This is a genomic window from Pedobacter sp. AK017 (assembly GCF_014200825.1).
In the GTDB taxonomy this organism is placed as follows: Bacteria; Bacteroidota; Bacteroidia; order Sphingobacteriales; family Sphingobacteriaceae; genus Pedobacter; species Pedobacter heparinus.
The window spans coordinates 175677-195514 of record NZ_JACHCW010000005.1; the positions used below are offsets into that span (position 1 = coordinate 175677).

15 protein-coding genes are annotated in these 19838 nt (G+C 41.2%); 4 read left to right on the forward strand and 11 right to left on the reverse strand.

The features are described from left to right. Position 1 precedes the first annotated feature (1 nt). The 5 genes from HDC92_RS08880 to HDC92_RS08900 form a co-directional block, all read right to left on the reverse strand. Positions 2 to 1603 (reverse strand): FAD-dependent oxidoreductase, encoded by a 1602-nt coding sequence (locus HDC92_RS08880; protein ID WP_255484491.1) that lies wholly within the window; start codon positions 1601 to 1603, stop codon positions 2 to 4. A gap of 17 nt (positions 1604 to 1620) precedes the next feature. Continuing rightward, entirely contained in the window at positions 1621 to 3060 is a 1440-nt protein-coding gene (locus HDC92_RS08885; RefSeq protein WP_221270939.1) for a RagB/SusD family nutrient uptake outer membrane protein, read from the reverse strand. Positions 3061 to 3097: 37 nt separating this feature from the next. Further along, positions 3098 to 6328: a SusC/RagA family TonB-linked outer membrane protein gene (locus HDC92_RS08890; protein ID WP_255484492.1), complete on the reverse strand. Its 3231-nt coding sequence runs from the start codon at positions 6326 to 6328 to the stop codon at positions 3098 to 3100. 161 nt (positions 6329 to 6489) lie between these two features. After that, positions 6490 to 7644, reverse strand: a complete 1155-nt coding sequence (locus HDC92_RS08895) for a FecR family protein (protein ID WP_183873917.1) — start codon at positions 7642 to 7644, stop codon at positions 6490 to 6492. 72 nt (positions 7645 to 7716) lie between these two features. Further along, positions 7717 to 8316 (reverse strand): RNA polymerase sigma factor, encoded by a 600-nt coding sequence (locus tag HDC92_RS08900; RefSeq protein ID WP_183873919.1) that lies wholly within the window; start codon positions 8314 to 8316, stop codon positions 7717 to 7719. Between the two features lie 241 nt (positions 8317 to 8557). Here HDC92_RS08900 and HDC92_RS08905 point away from each other — a divergent pair, with 241 nt between their 5' ends. From HDC92_RS08905 to HDC92_RS08915, 3 genes are all read left to right on the forward strand, one after another. Further along, positions 8558 to 9904 carry a TIGR00341 family protein gene (locus tag HDC92_RS08905; protein WP_255484493.1) on the forward strand — a complete coding sequence of 449 codons (1347 nt, stop codon included), beginning with the start codon at positions 8558 to 8560 and terminating at the stop codon, positions 9902 to 9904. Positions 9905 to 9949: 45 nt separating this feature from the next. After that, entirely contained in the window at positions 9950 to 11308 is a 1359-nt protein-coding gene (locus HDC92_RS08910; protein WP_183873921.1) for a chloride channel protein, read from the forward strand. A 202-nt stretch (positions 11309 to 11510) separates the two neighbouring features. Beyond that, complete coding sequence (locus HDC92_RS08915) at positions 11511 to 12599, forward strand: mechanosensitive ion channel family protein (protein ID WP_183873923.1); 1089 nt, start codon at positions 11511 to 11513, stop codon at positions 12597 to 12599. A gap of 18 nt (positions 12600 to 12617) precedes the next feature. Here HDC92_RS08915 and HDC92_RS08920 read toward each other — a convergent pair whose 3' ends face one another. From HDC92_RS08920 to HDC92_RS08935, 4 genes are all read right to left on the reverse strand, one after another. Next, the gene (locus HDC92_RS08920) at positions 12618 to 14354 is read right to left on the reverse strand and encodes an APC family permease (protein ID WP_183873925.1); all 1737 of its coding nucleotides are present in this window, start codon (positions 14352 to 14354) and stop codon (positions 12618 to 12620) included. 65 nt (positions 14355 to 14419) lie between these two features. Further along, entirely contained in the window at positions 14420 to 15271 is an 852-nt protein-coding gene (locus HDC92_RS08925; RefSeq protein ID WP_183873927.1) for a universal stress protein, read from the reverse strand. 11 nt (positions 15272 to 15282) lie between these two features. Beyond that, complete coding sequence (locus HDC92_RS08930) at positions 15283 to 16524, reverse strand: cation:proton antiporter (RefSeq protein ID WP_221270940.1); 1242 nt, start codon at positions 16522 to 16524, stop codon at positions 15283 to 15285. Next, a complete protein-coding gene (locus HDC92_RS08935; RefSeq protein ID WP_411267831.1) occupies positions 16521 to 16898 on the reverse strand; it encodes a hypothetical protein in 378 nt (125 codons plus the stop codon). Before HDC92_RS08935 ends, HDC92_RS08930 begins: the two co-directional genes overlap by 4 nt. A gap of 381 nt (positions 16899 to 17279) precedes the next feature. On the opposite strand from HDC92_RS08935, the gene HDC92_RS08940 reads away from it, so the two are divergent. After that, positions 17280 to 17597, forward strand: coding sequence for an HPF/RaiA family ribosome-associated protein (locus HDC92_RS08940; protein ID WP_183873929.1), 318 nt, complete (start codon positions 17280 to 17282; stop codon positions 17595 to 17597). 19 nt (positions 17598 to 17616) lie between these two features. On the opposite strand, the gene HDC92_RS08945 is transcribed toward HDC92_RS08940, so the two are convergent. Together HDC92_RS08945 and nhaA are read right to left on the reverse strand one after the other, a co-directional pair. Further along, the gene (locus HDC92_RS08945) at positions 17617 to 18378 is read right to left on the reverse strand and encodes a 4-hydroxy-tetrahydrodipicolinate reductase (protein ID WP_221270941.1); all 762 of its coding nucleotides are present in this window, start codon (positions 18376 to 18378) and stop codon (positions 17617 to 17619) included. A gap of 28 nt (positions 18379 to 18406) precedes the next feature. Continuing rightward, the gene (gene nhaA, locus HDC92_RS08950; protein WP_183873931.1) at positions 18407 to 19720 is read right to left on the reverse strand and encodes a Na+/H+ antiporter NhaA; all 1314 of its coding nucleotides are present in this window, start codon (positions 19718 to 19720) and stop codon (positions 18407 to 18409) included. Positions 19721 to 19838 lie beyond the last annotated feature (118 nt).

Consider the following 19838-nt stretch of genomic DNA (forward strand, 5'->3'; position numbering starts at 1 on the left):
ATTATTTAACAGGCAGCTGAGGTAAGTTAAGGATTTGTTTTTGTGTTTTTAAACGTTGGGCTAAAGCTGGATAAGAAATGTCCTGAACATTGACGGCCTGCTCTACTGCCATTGCTGCTGCAATTCCGGCACTCTGGCCCAGCACAATCCACGTGGGTTCTACCCGTATGGACGAAAATGCGACATGGGTGGAAGATACGCATACGGGGACAAGCAGATTGGTGCATTCTGCTGGTTTGGGTGTAATGGCCCTGTAGGGAATCTGATGGGGCTGACCAATGTACCGCCCTTTTACATGTGCGGGAAATATGGTGCCTTCGTTGATGAAACCACCATCAGCAGTAGCAATCCTTTGACAATCGTGCGAATCGATAGGGAATGAACTGATACCTATCACATCTTCTTTATTGACATTGGTAAGGATATCTGACTGGGTAAGAAAATAGGTGCCAAGCATTCTTCTGCCTTCTCTGACATATAGCACGGGCGGAAAATGACTGGTATTGGCAAATTCGTCCTTAGCATAGCCTAAGCTGCTCATTTGTTTACGGATCGCTACTGGCATACTTTCATCATTTTGCAGAAAATAGAGCAATCCCTCGGTGAACTGTTGATGTGCATCCCAGATCTTCTGCCGTTTTTTTGGCCTGGCTTCAGGATACTTGTAATTTTCGCCTACCAGGCCGGAAGAGAGTTGTAGGGCAATGCCGTTATTGCCATCAAATTTATTGCCGGGAATGGGGTAAAAATCAATAGGTGTTCTTACTGCTGGGTTGGCTTTATAGTAGGCACTAAATATCTCGAACTGCCTGGGGTTGTAGCTGGCCGGTTTAGTAAATGGCACCCGGTTGTCTGGGTCAGACGAGAGGCAAAGGCGAAAACTATAGGTCATAATGCGATGGTCACCAGCACCTTCCGGGCTCAGTTTTCTGCTGTTGATCAGCGGCAACAGTTTTCCGTTTTCTGTAGTGGCCTTTACAGCAACCTTATCTTTTGGATAGATGGCACCAGCCAGGGATTCGCCAAATTCTTCTCTGCCCTCACGGCCAATACGGTATTTTACCCCTGCTGCAGCGAGCAAGTCGCCTTCATAACTGGCGTCAATGAATACTTTAGCAGCGTAGGTTTTGCCTGAATAGGTTTTGATGGCTGTGATGTTGGAGCCATTCTTTTTTGCAGATTTCAGGGTTTCCCGGAGCACGATTGTAACCCCTGCTTCTTTGAGCATATCATTAAATACTTTTTCCGCCACGTGAGGTTCATACATCCACTTTCTGTTGTCCTTAACCATTACGTCATAGGGCAGGGTAACTCCCTTTTTTTTATAGTTGTCCGCTATACGCAAGTGTATCTCTTCAAAGATCCCTCCCAGTGATTCCCGGGCCATTTGGTTGGAGTCGCTAAAAGAAAGACCGCCACTCATCATTCCGCCGACAATGTTTAACGGCTCTATGAGGGCAACTTTTTTTCCTTCCCTTGCGGCGGCCACAGCCGCCGCAATACCTGATGGGGTAGCACCATATACTACGATTTCATAATTGGTTTCCGCGCTGCTGCTGTTAAAGATAAATAGCAGCAGGATCATAAGTGTATTTCGCATCATTATGTGTTCTTTGCTTATTAATAGCCCGGGTTCTGATCTTTTGCCGGATCCAGGGCTTCATTATAGTTCAGCTCTCCAACAGGTATAGGCCATAGCAGGTGCTTTGTAGCTATGGTCTTGTTTTTGGCAGCAGAAATGAATTCCTGGGCCCTACCTGTCCTTTTTAACTCCAGCCAGCGTTTACCTTCAAAAGAAAATTCATATACCCTTTCTTTCATTACCAGATCAACAAATGGTATAGTTGCATAGTCGGCGCTGGTATAGTCTGCACTTGAGGGTACAGCCGGATCAAATTTATAGGCTCTTCTTCTCACTTTGTTGAGGGCTTCCAAGGCAGCGGCACTCACGGTGTTTTCCGCTTTGCTGGCAGCTTCGGCATAGATCAGCAGTACGTCGGCATAGCGATATAGGGGATGGTCATTGCCAGCTCCCCGGTTGCTGATGGCGGCTTTATCCGAAAATTTTGCCGTGAGCAGGGTATTGGCTCCAAGGCCAAAATTAACGTTGTTAAACAGAGATTTCCGCAGATCATTATTGTTCCAGTTTACATAGATCGGGTTGGTCTTGTCGCTGTATACCGCATAGGCCCCGGTGATATTGTACAGGCCGGTACTTGGGTGGTTAACGATGAACAGAAAATAATTTCCCTCGTTGGCCAGGCGGGAATATTTGAAATAAAAAACCTCTTCTGTACTGGTTAGAAGCGTAGGGCCGTAGATGTTGTTTTGTATATCTGCTATGGAGTTGACCCTTACCAACGTGTATTTGTTAGACTGGATCACTTCATTGGATTTGGCTGCGGCATCGCTGAATTTACCAATTTGCAGATATACATCTGCCAGAAGTGCTTTGGCTGCCCATTTGGTTGGCCTGCCTGCAGCGGCAGGATTGTCTGGTAAAGTAGCTTCCGCGGCGATCAGATCGGCTACGATAAAATCGTAGATTTCAACTGTACTGCTTTTTGCCAGATCTCTTTGGGTCATATTGGCTTCTGTTCTTAGGGGCACAGCACCCCAGTTCCTGACCAGTTGAAAATAAGATAAGGCCCTTAAAAATTTCGATTCGCCCAGGTATTTGTCAACATCTGCCTTACTGATGTTTGTCCCCAATGGTGCGTTTTTGATGACCAGGTTGGCATTCCTGATTGCGGTATAAAATCCGTTCCAGAATGGGATCACACGGGTAATATTGGCATCGTTAAATCCCTGGTATAGGCTCAAGGGCTCCCAGGTCCCCCTGCCATAAGACAGGTCAGACATGCATTCCAGTGTAGCCGTGTATTCTGGAATAACAGTCCTCAATGGAGAATAGATGGCGTTAACGCCTGTCTCTACTTCTGCAGGTGTATTGTAAAACACTTCCACGGCAAGCGACTTTGGTTTTTCTTCCAGTACATCTTTGCAGGAAGTGGCGAGTATGATTAAGGCGATCATGCCAATAAATAAATTTTTCATCATTCAATATTTTAACATCATTCAATTTTTTATTTGTTCATTAGAATCCCGCCCTGAGACCGAAGTTTACTGATTTGGCGTTTGGATAGCTGTGATAATCTAATCTGAAGTTGGTTTCCGGATCCCACCAGGAATAGTTTGTTTTGGTGAAGAGGTTCTGGCCGCTCAGGTAAACCTGCAGGCTTTTGGCCCAGCCGATCTTTAGCGCCTCAACCGGTAGGGTATAAGCGAGCATAATATTTTTCAGGCGGAGGTAGGAACCGTCTTCTATCAGACGATTGGATACCCTAACGGCAGTATTGTTGCTTACGCGTGGATATTTTGCATTGGTGTTTTGTGGTGTCCATCGGTTATCGAAAACATCTTGGGTCATGTTCAGGCCAAATCCGTAATCGAGCGTGTTGGTGATGGAGCTTGCGTTGAATATGTCGTTGCCCTGAATACCCTGGAAAAATAAATTAAGCTCGAAGTTTTTGTAAGTCATTGTCGAGTTTAAGCCGTAGGTGAATTTAGGGTTTGGGTCTCCGATATAGGTTTTGTCGTTTTGTGTAATGCTACCATCGTTATCCGTATCCCTGAAAATGATGGCCCCGTTGGCATCATATCCATCTTCAAGATATCCCCAGAAGGCACCTACAGGCTGGCCTTCTCTTAGAATGCTGGTCACATCGTTGATCACCACTAAACTGATGTTGTCCCTTAGCAGGTCTTCACCACGGTAAAGCTTGATGACCTTACTTTTGTTGAAAGCAATATTGGCGTTAAGGTTCCATGAAAAAGGCCCTTTCAGGGGTTGGGTTTCCAGGCTCAGCTCAAAGCCGGAATTTTTGATCTGTCCTACATTCTGTATGGTGGTGGTATAACCAAGAGAGGAGGGAAGGGTTACGGTGCTCAACAAATCTCTTGTGTTTTTAACATAGTAATCTGCTGTTAATAAGATCCTGTTATTGAAAATGCCAAGGTCTACTCCGACGTCCAGTTGCTCGGTGGTTTCCCATTTCAGGTCGCCTGCCAGCTCCGTCCCGGGAGAGAAGGTGTTAACAAAGCCATCATTAAAAATGGTACGGCCAGGATAAAGCGTGTTCAATGTTCTGTAGGGATCTATGGCCTGGCTGCCGGTTAAGCCCCAGCTGGTACGCAATTTTAGGTTGGAGATTACGGGGTTATCTTTCAGAAATGCTTCATTAGAGGCCCGCCATGCCAATGCTCCGGATGGGAAATATCCCCATTTAGAGCCTTCCGAATAGCGTGAAGAGCCATCCCTCCTTAAACTCACCGTAGCAAGGTAACGGTCATCAAAATTGTAATTGACTCTTCCAAGGTAGGAAAGCAATACCGATTTGATGTAACTTGAGCCGGGAACATTGATATTGGCAGCGGCACCAAGATTATTGGTCTCAAAAATATCGCTTAAAAACCCGGTTCCACCAGCAGAAACACCAGTGTTCAGAAAATCCTGGTAGGTGAAACCCAGTACAGCCGAGAGTTTATGCTGATTGAGTGTTTTATTATAATTTAAGGTATTTTCGTTGAGTAAGCTCGTGAATTGGCCTGCAGTTACATTTGCCGAGCCCAATGAGTTAAAAAATTTAGTAGAGGTATATACATCTGTCCGCTCATCCCGGTTTTCGAGTCCGCCGGCTATTTTTAACATCAGGCCTGGTGTGATGTTGTACTTGATGGCCGCATTTGCCAATACCACATTGGCTTTGATTGAACTATTTTGTTCGTTGATGAAGTTGATTGGGTTTCTGAGATCTGTTGCGATGAAAGGATAAGCGGTAGACAATACCCGGTACGATCCGTCATCGTTGAATGGGGTTAAGGTTGGAGGAGCCGAAACTGCCGCCGATATCATGGTGTTTCCCCTGTTGCCTCCGCCGCTGTCTTTTCTGGCCGTAATTAACCGGGACAGTGTGCTGGAAAAACTCACACTAAACTTATTGCTGATCTGATGATCGATGCTGGACGAAAGAGAGTACCTGTTGTAATCGCTTCCTTTTACGATACCATTTTGCCCGTATATGCTGCCGGAAATCGAAAATTGGGTTTTATCATTCCCTCCGCTAACATTGAGTGCAGAATTACTGATCGGTGCCTGCTGAAAAACAAAGTCCTGCCAGTCAAAGCCTTCACCAAAGCCATCTATATCGGCCTGGGAAAAGTATGGGGTAAGATTGGAATTTGTCCGCTGTTCATTATAAAAGATTGCGTACTCCTTTGCATTCATCAGATCGAGCTTTTTGATCAGGCGCTGTGTGCCGTAGCTGGTTTCAAAATTTACTGCTGTAAGTCCTGCTTTGCCTTTCCTGGTAGTGATCAGCACTACGCCATTGGCCCCCCGGGATCCGTAAATGGCCGTAGCAGATGCGTCTTTAAGTATTTCCACACTCTCAATGTCCGAATTGTTAATGTGTGTTGGATTGCCATTTATAGGAAAACCATCAATGACATATAAGGGCTCGTTGCCACCAAGAATTGAGTTTCCGCCCCTGATCCTTACTGTGCTGGATGCACCTGGCGCGCCGGAACCCTGCCTGATCTGCACACCCGGGGCCCGGCCGGCAAGGGCCTGCAGCACATTGGCATTAGGAAAGGCATTGATTTCCTTTGTTTTAATTTGAGAGATAGAGCCGGTTAGGTCGCTGCGGGTAGTGGTACCGTAGCCAATAACCACAACTTCTTCCAGGGCTGCAGATCTTTCTGTTAAGGTAACATTGATGGTAACCCGGCTGTTAACTTGGATTTCCTGTACAGAAAAGCCAATTGAACTGAAAACCAGTATGCCATTTTGATCGGGCACAGCAATGCTGTACATACCCTCAGTATTGGTTAAAGTTACCTTGTTTGTGCCTTTTAGCGTGACGCTTACTCCTGGTAATGGCATGCCCTTGCTATCCGAAACTTTACCGGTTACTGCATTTTGCCGGGCTTCCGGTTGTGAATCTATTTTCGGGGCTAAAACAACAATCGTTTTGCGGTCAATGAAATAAGATATGGGCTGATCTCTGAAACAGATATCCAATACTTGTCTGAGTGGCCGGTTGGATACTGAAATATTAAAGGGCCTGGCTTTGGCCATCATCTCCTGCGGGAAGAAAAAGTTGTAGCCCGTTTGTTTTTGCACTTCAATTAAAGCTTCCTCTATGGTAATGTTCTTTTTATCTAAACTTATGTTTTGAGCAAAACTTTTGGCATGTGCAAACTGCAGGGAGGCGGCTACCAATAAAACGAGGGTAAGTTTCATGACGAGCAGAAATTTTGTCTTCATACAGCTGGGGTTGCCGCATGCAAATCCGTTACAAATTTTATACATTTGGTTCTTGATTAATCGATATTTGGTTAGTTAAATGGTCATTTAGCGCTTAGTCATTTTTTCCGGGAGTGGTCGTAACACTTCCGGAATTTCTAAGCATTTGGTTCCGGTAAGTTTTATTGCATTACAATAATCCTCCTTCCTTCTATTTTAAAATGGATTACTCCAGTGAGCTCCATCGTATGCAGCATGTCTGATACATGCTCAAACCTTGAAAAGGTTCCTCCAAAATTTTTGTTCAGTATATTTTTATCCTTAAACGCTACATCGACATCATACCAGCGGCTGATTTTTTTCATAATGGATTGAATATTTTCATTTCTGAATACAAAAAGACCGTTTTTCCAGGCAATGGCATCTTCTGTGTTGACATCGGTAATAGTGGTATAGATGTTGGTCTGTGCCTGTTGCCCAGGTTTAAGTATATTGTTGTTTACATCAACAGATCCTTCTACCAGGCTGGTTTTTGCGATGCTTTCATCTATATAACTCATTACGTTAAAATGTGTGCCCAGCACTTTAATTTCCTGTTTGTTTGTTTTTACAAAGAAGGGGTGAGCTTTATCTTTAGCGATCTCAAAGTATGCTTCACCCTCAAGGCTTACACTGCGCTTTCCACGCTCATAAAGGCCGGCATTATAAGTTAAACTGGATGCGGCATTGAGCCAGATTTTTGAACCATCGGGTAAACGCAACTGATAGGTTTCACCTTTGGATGTACTTAAAGTGTTGTATTGTGACGCTGTATTCAATTCAGTATAATCTGAGGTTTTAGTTTGTAAATCATAGATCACTTGTCCGTCAGCAGTTTTGCTGATGCTTATTCCTGATTCTTTTGCCAGTTGCCCATTCCTCGCATCCGACAACCTGATTTTTTTTCCGTTTGCAAGTGTTAAGGTTGCCCCAATTTTTCCCGGGGGAATTTCCAGAGACGAACTTTGGTTAACAGGTGCGTTAAATTGTTGATTGGTATATAGCCAGGTGCCTAGAGTGATCAATATTACAGCGGCAGCAGCATACCACTTTAGCAGGCTAATGCCTGGTTTTTTAGGTTGGATGGCCTGCATGATGCGCAGCTCGTTGTTGTCAACAGAAATTTCATCCTGTGCTGTCAATATCGGCGGAGTTTGTTTTTCTAATGCTGCTTCAATAAATTTAACCATGTCGGTGTCGCCTTGTTGAGTGCGGAAGTAATCAAGAAGCATTTCTGCTTCTTCAGCTGAGCAGTTTTGGTTTAGAAATTTTTGGTACAATGCTTTATAGTCTGTCATATCGGATGGCCCCTTAAAAGAGTATTCGACTGAAATGCCAAAAGTATCGGCTCGCTTTGAAAATATTTTTATTTACCGGATTAAAGTAGCCGCAACCAGTAAAAATAGCGTTTCTGGATGCTCTCTGGCCATCTCATCCCGCAAGAATTTCATGGCCTTTGCCATGTGGTCTTTAATGGTACTTAAAGACACACCAAATTTGGTAGCAGCGTACTCATAGGTTTTCCCTTCGAGTTTGATCAAGGTAAATATTTTTAACCGCTGAGGTGGTAGCTTGGAAATGGCGGTATTGATAGCTGTATTCGTTTCATTGAAGTTGATCAGCTCATCTAAATGATGGTATAGCTCGGTAGCAGTGCTGATCAGCTGTTTCTTTAGTTTGTCGTCACGGATGGCTTTGCGGTAATAATCAATGGCGATACTCTTGGCAGTGCGCATAATAATGGCCTGAAAAGGTACCATTGTGTTTAAGGAAGCCCGATGTTCCCATATTTTCAGGAAAGTATCCTGATGTAATTCTTCGGTTATTTCCTGTTCATGAATCAGCGATTTAAGCCTCGCAAAAACGATCTTCCCATAACGCTTATAAAAATGGTTAAACGCATCGAAATCGCCCTCACTCAATCTGAGTAGCAAATCTCTCTCGTCTACAAAAGTATCAGTTGCGTTCATTTTCAGCAATCCTCAATAAGTTGTGCTCCAGGCTAAGTTAATTAATTCGGATGACAATACTGAATATGTTCATTTCGCCTTTGGATGATCCAAAGCAAGCATAATAATAAACATATGTAAGGTGAGAAATCGTTTAGCATAAAGTTTACAAAGTAATCTGATTAGGTTTGTGGTTTTGAGTGTTTATAAAAAATGGACTATCTTTTGCTATTATTTGGAACAATCTTTAAAACATATTGCTTTGACGGAACCCCAACAAAAAAAAACAGGCAGAATTTTCAGACTGATTAGACTATCCATTGCCCGGCGCTTCGATTTGCATGTGGATAAAGCAGATGAGGATGATGTGGTGCTTTCCATTAAAAAGAATGCGGATTTTGTGGGTGCGAATCTCTGGACTTTGATCTTCGCCATTTTAATTGCCTCAATAGGGTTAAACGTGAATTCTACGGCCGTAGTTATTGGGGCCATGCTTATCTCGCCATTGATGGGGCCAATTATGGGCATTGGTTTGGGCGTAGGGACAAATGACTTTGAGCTGGTAAAGAAAGGGCTGCGGAATTTATTGATCGCTACATTGATTAGTGTAGTGGTTTCGACCATTTATTTTTGGTTGACTCCACTTCATGATGCGCAAAGTGAATTACTGGCCAGAACAACTCCCTCTATATGGGATGTTTTTATTGCTTTCTTTGGCGGACTTGCTGGAATAGTGGCGGGAACACGTAAAGAAAAGAGTAATGTGATACCAGGTGTAGCCATTGCTACTGCTTTGATGCCCCCTTTGTGTACAGCTGGTTTTGGCTTGGCTTCTGGTAATTTTTATTATTTCCTTGGGGCAATTTATCTGTATTTCATCAATAGTGTATTTATCTGCATCAGTACTTATCTGATCGTCCGTTTTTTAAAATTTGGTAAGAAGTACTTTGAAGATCGGGAAACTGAGAAGAAAGTGAGCAGATACATTATGATCATTGTGATCATAGCTGTGGTTCCCAGTATTTTCCTAGCTTATGGTATAGTAGATAAGAGTATTTTTGAGAACAATGCCCAACGGTTTATCAGTGAACAGTTTCAGTTTAAGAATACGCAGGTAGTTAACAGAACATTGAAATACAGTTCAAAGGGAAATGAGATTGACCTGCTGCTGATTGGCTATGAGTTGCCTAAAGCGAGAATTGATTCTATCCGTGCCAGATTGCCGGATTATAAATTAAAACAAACTAAATTAAATATCAGGCAGGGCTTAAACGCGAAACAGGAAATTGATTTTTCACAGATCAAAGCCAGTATTCTGGAAGATGTGTTTAAAATGGATTCTACGGCTAAGCTGAACGGTTCTCAGGTTTCTTTGCTGGATAAACCGTTGCCTGATATCCGGGCAGAGTTAAAAGTATTGTATCCGGAAATGCGTGATTATACAGCTGCTAATGTGATAGTAGACAGGCTGGATAAGCCGGGGAAAGATACATTGACAATGGTAGTTGCCGGATTCGTCAAGCCGGTTAAACGAACTGATCGGAATAAATTAAACCAATGGCTGAAAAACAGGTTGCATGTAGATTCGTTAAGATTACTTATTCCTTAGTCTCTATTTCCTATTTCCGGATCATAATTGCTACTTTTACCGGATATGAATCTCCCTGTTTTAAAAACGTTTACCAATAAAGTGAGAGTCCACTTAAAACATTCCTTTGATCGCATAAAGAATGAGAAATTAAAACACAACATGTTACAGGCCATTCCTTTTTGGATTGCGTCGATAATTACCGGACTGATTGCTGTTGTGTATACTAAATTATTTTTGCTGGCTGAAGAATTAACTAGCTATGTATACCATCAATCTGCCTGGCTTCTATTTCTGTTGATGCCGGGTTGTTTTATCCTGGCCTGGTGGCTGGTTAAACGTTTTGCGCCTTATGCCAAGGGTAGTGGCATTCCCCAGGTAATGGCCGCCATATCCATTTCAAGCCCGGTTACAAACAGCAGGGTGGATAAATTATTGAGCTTAAAAATTATGTTTGTAAAGGTTGCCTCTAGTTTGATCATGGCTGTGGGCGGGGGAGCAATAGGACGGGAGGGGCCAACCATTCAGATTGCTGCTTCGATTTTTAGAAAAATTAATGAAATGCTTCCTGCCTGGTGGCCTAAGGTTGCTAAAACCAATATGATCATTACAGGTGCTGCTGCAGGCCTGGCTGCTGCGTTTAACACACCTTTAGGTGGTATTGTATTTGCAATTGAAGAATTAACCAAAACCCATTTCAGTTATTTTAAAACTGCTATATTTTCATCCGTAATAATTGCTGGCTTAACAGCCCAGGGAATCCTTGGGCCTTATCTTTACCTGGGTTATCCGAAAATAGGTAGCCTTTCGGGGCTTATTTTTTTGGGTGTGGTATTGGTGGCTGTGATCTCTGGTCTGTTGGGCAGCGGAATGTCTAAAATTATTTTGTTGATCCTGAAGTGGAAAGCCAGGTTCAAGTTTACACGACAACATGTGTTTTACGTTACAGGATGTGCTGTTGTTCTTACAGCAATTGCTGTATTTTTAGACTACGGGGTGTTAGGATCTGGAAAGGACCTAATGGAAAAGGTACTTTTTACTCCGGATAAGTATTCTGCCTGGTATACTCCTTTATTGAGAACTGCGGGTCCAATTTTATCATTTACTACTGGTGCTGCAGGAGGAATATTTGCTCCCGCATTATCAGCTGGTGCGGGTGTGGGTTCAGTGGTGTCTGGCTGGTTCCAGCTTTCAGAAACAAACACCAATTTGCTGATACTTGCAGGGATGGTAGGATTTTTAACAGGCGTTACGCGTTCACCTTTTACCTCGGCCATCCTGGTGCTTGAAATGACCAACCGAAACAATGTCATATTTCACCTTATTCTTGCGGGAATGATTTCTAGTCTTGTTGCTGTATTGATTGATAAGCATTCTCTTTATGATCATTTGAAAGTGCAGTACATGAAGGAAGTAGAGGAGTAAGGAAATTCCTGGTTAATTTATTTTTTGTACTTTTGTTTCAATCTGTCAGGTCATTTACTGAGGCCATTTGAACATCTGTTCGTCTGTAATAGCTTCTATGATCTTTTTTTCTTACTGGGGCTTACCCAATTTATCAGCATAAAGGAGCTGTGTTTAACACGACGACATTTCTATCTCAAAGATATGTTGTCTTAATTTTATTATGAAAAATTTAAACCTCATTCAACCAAGTGCTATTTTTGATTATGTTTTCTGGGGCAATAGTATCTATCACTGGGCTGTCGCCCTCGGGATTGTTGCCGGTCTTTTCCTGCTCATCAAACTGTTTAAGTATTTTGTGGTGAAAAAAGTCAAATCATGGGCCTTGACTACCAATACAAACTGGGATAACTTTTTAATTGCTATTGTCGAAAATTCAGTCATTCCGCTACTTTATATTAGCTCGTTTTACTTTGCGCTGTCTACGCTGAATTTCGATGAAAAGCTAGATAAAATTATTCATGTGGCTTACCTGGTTGCTATAAGCTATTTCATACTTAGGGTTATTAGTGCTGCATTTCGCAAATTTGTTTACTCTTTCATACAGCGTGAAGAAAATAGTGAGAGTAAGGAGAAGCAGGCTGGAGGTTTGATCGTCATCGCTAATGTGATCATCTGGATCCTGGGAATTATTTTTTTGATGGATAACCTGGGCTATAATGTAACCACATTAATTGCCGGTCTGGGAGTAGGTGGTATTGCTATTGCACTTGCGGCTCAGGCGGTACTCGGGGATTTGTTTAGTTATTTTGTAATCTTTTTTGATCGCCCGTTTGAAATCGGTGATTTTGTGGTGGTTGGTGACAAGAACGGCGTTATTGAATATATTGGTATCAAAACAACTCGAATTAGAACTCTGAGTGGGGAGCAGTTAATTTGCTCAAATACTGACTTGACCAACTCCAGATTGCATAATTTTAAGCGCATGCAAAAACGGAGAATCATATTTTCTCTGGGGGTAACCTACCACACTTCACATGCCCAATTGTCAAAAATTCCTGAGCTGATAAAAAAAGTCATTGCCAACAGGCCGAAACTTCAGTTTGATCGTTCACATTTCTCTGGATATGGGGATTTTAGCCTCAATTTTGAGACTGTTTATTACGTGCTAGATCCGGATTATAACGTGTACATGGACAATCAACAGGCGATTTACCTTGATATTTTTGAAGCTTTTGAGCAAAGAGGGATTGAATTTGCCTATCCTACACAGACGCTGTTTGTTAATTCGGAGATTACTCCTGATAAATAGTGTTTTAGTATTGGGAGCTCAAATGATCAGCCTTACCCCACCTAAGTCAGAGATGCGGTGCGAGAAGCGGTTACTTGGAGAACTGATAAACATGAAATTGATAGGGATATCCCACTCTTTGCTAAGTTGTGCGATGATTTCAGGACCAAACGTTCCGTGAATGCGCAGGTATTCTATTTTGATGTCCGGGTAGGCGCGATCTAGTACACTAAGGTCATTTAAAAAGGATTCGGATCCCTCTTTGCCATCGCTAAGAACGGTTACAATCTTAAGTTTTTTGGTGATCTCATTTTCCTGTACATAGATCATGACTTTGTTGAGTACAGAAATGTCGTCTCCCTTGGTAAAATAGACGAACTCTTGTTCGGTAAGATTTTTCAGATTACGGTTTATGTGAAATCTGCTGATTGCAGCCATTCTTTTCAGTGAGCTGAAAAAACCATTGACCACGACTAGCATGTATTTCAAAATGATGTTCCTGCTGAGTAGTAAAAAAATAAAGATGATGGATGGGATAAAGTACTGTAAAAATACAATGAGGTATTCAGCATGCATGGTGATGTTGCCATAGAGTGCTGCAGTTACGGCCAGAATGGCCAGCGTGACGGATAGGATGCTGGCTTTTTCTGGTCTGGGTAACCTGCTCCTTTTAATTTTAAGCAGGAAATTTCCGAAACCAAAATAGATCATTACCAGAAGGAAAGATATGGTGTATACTCCGGCGAGTGGCCCTAGCGCACCTCTTGTAATGAAAAGTACAGAAAGACAGAGGAGGTAAAACAGGATCAAAATTCTTGGTGAACTTCCCCTTTTATTTTCTTTTAGCAGGAATTGCGGTAGGATCCTGTCCAGGGCCATACGTTTAATTAGTCCGTTTACCCCGACATAAGAAGTTAAGAGCGCGCCTGAAAGTACCAGTACTGCATCTACTGATATAAAGGTGGCCAGCCAATGACCTCCGGTATTTTTGCCAAGATGCGATAAGAGTGCTTCTTTATTGTTCGCTACTTCTGCCAAAGGTAATACCATAACTGCTGTGAGTGCCATTAGCGGATTGATGACAGACACGGCTACCCACATATTCCGGAGGGTTTTCCTGAACACACCGTGTTTTTGCTCTTCGACAAAATTAGCTGAGCTTTCAAATCCCGATATGCCTAACATTGCCGTACTAAAACCAAGAAACAGCGCTGTACCAAAGCCAGCATTCAGGGGCTGTTTGAAATTTAGTTGTGCTACATCAAGTCCATTTTGCAGCACATACCAGATCCCACTGACGATTAGGGTGAACATGGCAATCAAATGCAGCACAAATATAACGATAGCTACGATTGAAGATTCACTGATGCCTGACATAACCAATAACAAAAATAGCGTGATCAGTATCACAGTGGCAATCATAATGGGAATACTAGGAAATATACCATGCAGGTAATGCATGCCTTCGCTGGCAGAGATTACTGCTGTGGTCATATAGGAAAGAATAGTTAAGCAGGCTGCGATGGATGCATTACTTTTGCTGGTCGTATTGAGTAGCACATTGTAAGCGCCTCCATTTAATGGCAAGGCACCTACTACTTCGCCGTATATTTTTCTAAAGAGAAAAAGTACCGCCGCAACGATGAGTAAGGCCAGCCAGGCATATTGCCCGGCATAAATGATGGTAAGCGATGAAACATATAGGCATGAAGAGGTAATGTCGTTACCGCAAATTGCTGTTGCAGCCAGTTCATTCAATTTTTTGGGATGCTGCATGATAAGGTAATTTAAGTATATATATTAGTTTCCCTGAAATGTTTCAATTTTTCAGTTGACTTTTATTAGTCAATAGGAACATGCATCACCGCTAAATTTGAATGGTTTATAACACGTTGTGCAAACTTCCCAATAAAAAAATCTTTTATAGATGTTGTTACCTTGGATGTGATAATAATAATATCGCAATTCATTTTGTTGGCAGTCTTGATAACATCATCTGCCAGATCGCTGTCAGTATTTTTTGTCATGGAGCTTATGGTAATGCCGTCTTGTCTAACTTGCTGTACAAAATTGGTTATTTTATTTTCGATATCCTGAGTATGACTATCCTGATCACTGAAAATGCCATAGACCAGCAACTCAGTAGTTCCTTTTCTAATAAATTCCAATAGAAAAGTATATTTTTCCAGGGCATTTGCAATGTTTCTGACAGGGAACATCACCTTCTTGAAAGTAAGTGTCTTGGAACTCAAAGGTACTGTGAGAACTGGACAAGTTGCCTTTTCAGTAACCCCATAAGCAATTGACCCAATTAGAAATTCTCTAAAACCGCTAATGCCATGGGCACCTATAACAATCAGTTCTACTGATCGATCTTCAGCCACTTTAACTATTGAATCTACAGTTTGACCGACTATGATCTTCGGTTCTATTTTAACTCCATGGATAAGTTGAAGATCTGCAGCTTCCTTGGTTATCCTGTTGAGACGTTGTTCAATTAGCGTAAGTTGTTGTTCTTTGGTCGCTTTATCTTTATGAAGTCCGTAAAGTTCGGGAATTGGGCTTACTACTTCTAATAATACGATGCTGGAATTGTGGCTTAGAGCGATTGGAATGGTGGCTTCAATTGCTTTAATCGCGCAGTCAGAAAAATCGGTAGGAACTAAAATATTGCTGATCTGGTTTTTATTCATAATGTTTAAATCTATAATGCATTAAAGTTAGTTTCCTTTCTAAATGAGAGAGAACCAGGCTCGCTACTACTTTCAACAGTCATCTGTTTAGATGGCCTATGGAACATCAGTCCGAGCATCATTACCAATATACTCAATATGATCACCTGAAGAACGAGTGATTCGCTTACAAAGGCTATCCTATCCTTTAAGGGGATAGATATAAAAAGCATTATGGTTATCAATCCCCGGGGAGCGATGAATAAAATAGGATTGATTTTTAACCTTGATATCTTTATCTGAACAAATCTGACAACCAAAATAAGAACTACAATTAAGAAAGCATAACTAAGTGTAGACAAATTGAACAACTTTTCTACTGTAATGGTATAGCCGAACAGAATGAAAAATATGGTACGGATTAAAAAGGCTGTTTCAGCTACTAATCTGGAGAAACGGTGAACTTCTATGTCTAACTTTTTAGGTTCCAGTTGTCTAATAAAGGAAATATTTTTAAATTCATCAAGGTTGTTAAGAAAAAGTCCAAAGATCAGAATGAACAAAAGAGCTGGTAAATGATAAGCTTTTGCTACGGAATAAATCAATACTACCATCATCATGATAGGGATAAGCTTCACTTGATGATCTATCTTTTTGATTAAAAAAGCCAGACCCATACTAGCAACCAATGATATAATTAGCATTACGAAAATCTGCAGACCAAAAATTAGGAAAGAGCTGGCTTCAATAACTTCACTTCTAATCAAAAAATTGAATAGTATGACACCTAATATATCAGACATACTACTCTCATATATTACCATTTCTTTTAATTTATTGTTAAGATTTTGAACACTGGGAATCGCAATGGCACTACTAATTATGCAAAAAGGAACAGCATTTATCAATGAGTCCATAAGGCTGGATTTGTTTAGAAGATGAATTGCTATACCTATAAACAGGCATAAAGCAGCCAATGGTAACAATGCTGACCAGACTGCTTTTTTGATGAGTTTTTTTTTCTGTTTATTGATTTCCAAGTCCAGACCACCCTCCAAAACGATGAGAATAAGACCTATTGTTCCAAAAACAGGTAAAAGAGGGCCTAAATCTATCAAATTTAAGTTGAAGACCTCCGTAAGTTTTTTCACACCCCATCCCAACAGCAATAAAAAAATAATCGTGGGTATTTTTGTATGCCTTGAAGTAATATCAAATGCGTAAGCAATTAATATCAGAACACATATGGTAATAATCAAGGGCAATGTCATCATTGGGTTTCGTGATTCGGAGGTATTGTGATCATATTGCCATCTCTTAATGCCTTATAATGTGGAGACATGATTTCTACACCTGCGTGGTTAAAATGATCCTGAATCTTGGAATGTAGGTGTGAATAAATCAAAGCTTGTCGGTTAGGCTCTTTGGTAAATGCATTTATTCTGTAACTTACATAATAATCATCGAGACTTGTTTGCAGGACATAGGGAGAAGGAGATTCTTCTAACATAGCTGTTTGCAACGCAGCATCGATTAAAAGTTGATGTACTTTCCTCCACGGCACGTCGTATCCAATTGTTACCGTTGTATGAATGATCAACCCGTTTTCTTGTGCTACACTGCTATAATTCATCGTATGGTTATTCATAACAGATGAGTTGGGAATAGACCAGGTTATGGCTGACTATAATGATGAAGAACAATATTTTTTTTATGCTCATAATGCCGCCTGTCAACTTTTAATACGGCTGACTCCCGTTGCTAATAATGAAGCTATTCATTATTATTGATATTTATATTAAACTACTGTATTTATTTTTAACATCAAAGGGTATATGTTAAAAGTTAATGCCGTCAATCTATCCGGGTTAATTATCTGAACGATCTGGGTCAAAAACTTTAAAAATCCAAAAAAAATGCGTATTTTGAGATTTTAATAGCCGTTTTTACAATATTCATGAATGATCAGATATAATTGGTTTGTGCTTGTTTTTAATAACACAACGGAATTACTAAAATAAAAAATATTATGAAAATACACATCAATACAGATCATAACATCGAAGGAAATGAGCGTTTACAGTCATTTCTTGAAAATAAAATTTCCAATGCACTTAGCAGATTTGAAAATTATCTTACACGCGTTGAAGTGCACCTGAGTGATGAAAATGCCGGTAAGAATGGGCCCATGGATAAACGGTGCCTTTTGGAGGTACGACCAGAAGGAAAGGAACCGTTGACAGTAACAGCAAATGCGGACACTATTGAAGCGGCGGTTAGTAATGCAATTGAAAAAATGAAACAGGTATTAACTACTGAGCTTGGAAAACAAACTTCTTTACGATAGGTTGTCCGGGAATATTTATTTAATTTTCAATGTTAAAATACGGCCTTAAAATATCTTCAAAATTATATAAGCCCAATGGAAAATTTAACAAATTTCTTGCAACAAAGATAGCTCCGTTGCCAAAAGCTTCTCTTGAGATTGACTCATGGATTAACCTGACGGTTTGATAGGGGAAACCAAATATCAGTTCATGTTTGCCTACTATTCCCCCGGCTCTTACTGAGTTGATCTGGGAAACATCCAGGTCTAATGCATGCGCAATTTTTACTGCGGTACCAGAAACTCCTTCTTTTTGTTTAAAGTGTTCTTCTATGATCTCAATGTCTACACCAGGCGCTATTTTTTGCAGAAACCGGGCTGAAAAAAGTAGGTAATTGACCCCTAAGGTTATGTTGGGTGACCAGAAAACAGTTGTTAGTGAAGCCAGGTCACGCAAAAGTGCCAGTTCCTTTTCTCCATAGTGAGAAATTGCCGAAATGATTTTTATTTTCTGCTTAGCGGCCTCCTTACCATACTGATGAATGCTCTCATTTGAAGAGAAATCAATCAAGACGTCGATCGGATGTTTTTCTAATAGTTCTCTGATTTGAATGTGTTCGCTGGAAAATATCAGGCCTGGTTCGTCACTTTCTAAACCTAGAAATTCGGGAACTGATCTATGTTCTAATGCTGAAGTTTTTCTAAATACCCATTCCAGAGAAAATTCCCTGTTTTGCAAAATTACCGAAGCTACTGCCTTTCCGGTACGTCCGAATCCTATTAATCCAACTTTAATTTTCATCAGTATATAATTTGTTTTTATCGGTTGATCAGGAAGATTTGGATACCTTTTTTAATACAATAGTACCCATTATTCCTGCAATTACAGATGCGATAAGGATGCCGTATTTGGCTTGATCCATAAATATAGGGTTTTTAAATGCCAATCCGCTGATGAAAAGTGACATGGTGAACCCTATTCCAGCTAGTAATGATACGCCAATTATGTGCTTCCAGGTGGCATGTTCTGGAAGTGTGGCCCATCCGAACTTAATCATGATCCAGCAGAATAGCAGAATGCCAACAAATTTTCCGATCAGAAGGCCTGCTGCTACGCCGATAGAAACCGGGTTAATGATCGAGGAGAAAAAATCTGCTCCAATTACAATTCCGGCATTGGAAAGGGCAAACAGCGGCATGATCCCAAATGCTACCCAGGGATGCAGCCCATGTTCTATAGTTTGTAATGGCGTTTCTGCCGCCATACTTAGAGTTTTAACTTCTTGAATTGTTTTGTTTTGTTTATCGGTGATCAGGCTCCCCTTTTCGGGTATGTCCACTTCAAAATCATAGGAAAGTTTGCGTAGGTTCTCCGAATAGATATGTTCGTTGATCTTGGTAACTGCAGGAATGGTAAAGGCAACCAATACCCCGGCAATAGTGGCATGGACACCGGACAGCAAAAAGCCTACCCATACCCCAAATCCGATAATCAGGTAAAACGTACTGTTACGAATGCCCATCAGATTGCCAACGATGAGTGCTGTAAGGAAACAGCCGGCAATCATCAGGGGCAAAAAATGAATTTGTTCAGTATAAAAAAAGGCAATTACCAATACCGCGCCAAGATCGTCGGCTACTGCTAATGCCGATAAAAATACCTTCACTGAGGTGGGAATATGTTTACTGGCCATGGAAAGTAAAGCCAACGCAAAAGCGATATCTGTTGCCATAGGTATTCCCCATCCGTGATCGGCATCAGTTCCTTTATTAATAGTAAAATAGATCAATGCCGGAACAAGCATGCCCCCAAGGGCAGCGGACATGGGTAGCGCAGCCTTGCTGAGTGAGGAAAGTTCTCCCTCCATAAATTCCCTTTTGAGTTCGAGTCCGATCACAAAAAAGAATACAGCCATCAGGCCATCGTTGATCCAGATGTGCAGGGGATGGCTTAGTACGAACTCATCAAATCCAATTGAGAAATTGATGTGCCATAAGTGTTCATAGAATTCATGGTAAGTTGAGTTAGCCCAGGTAATGGCAATGATGACACTGATCAGCAGAACAATTCCACTGGTGTATTCCAGGTGAATGAATCGGCTTACAGGTGCAATGATTTTGTCTATAGGTGATTTTTGAATCATAATTAATGCTTAAAAGCGGGCTTTCTGGGCAACAGAATAGTGATAATGTTTCGTTACCTTGGTAAAATAACGGAAAATTTTTAAAAAGCGCTCGTTTTTTCAGCGGTTTAAATAATAA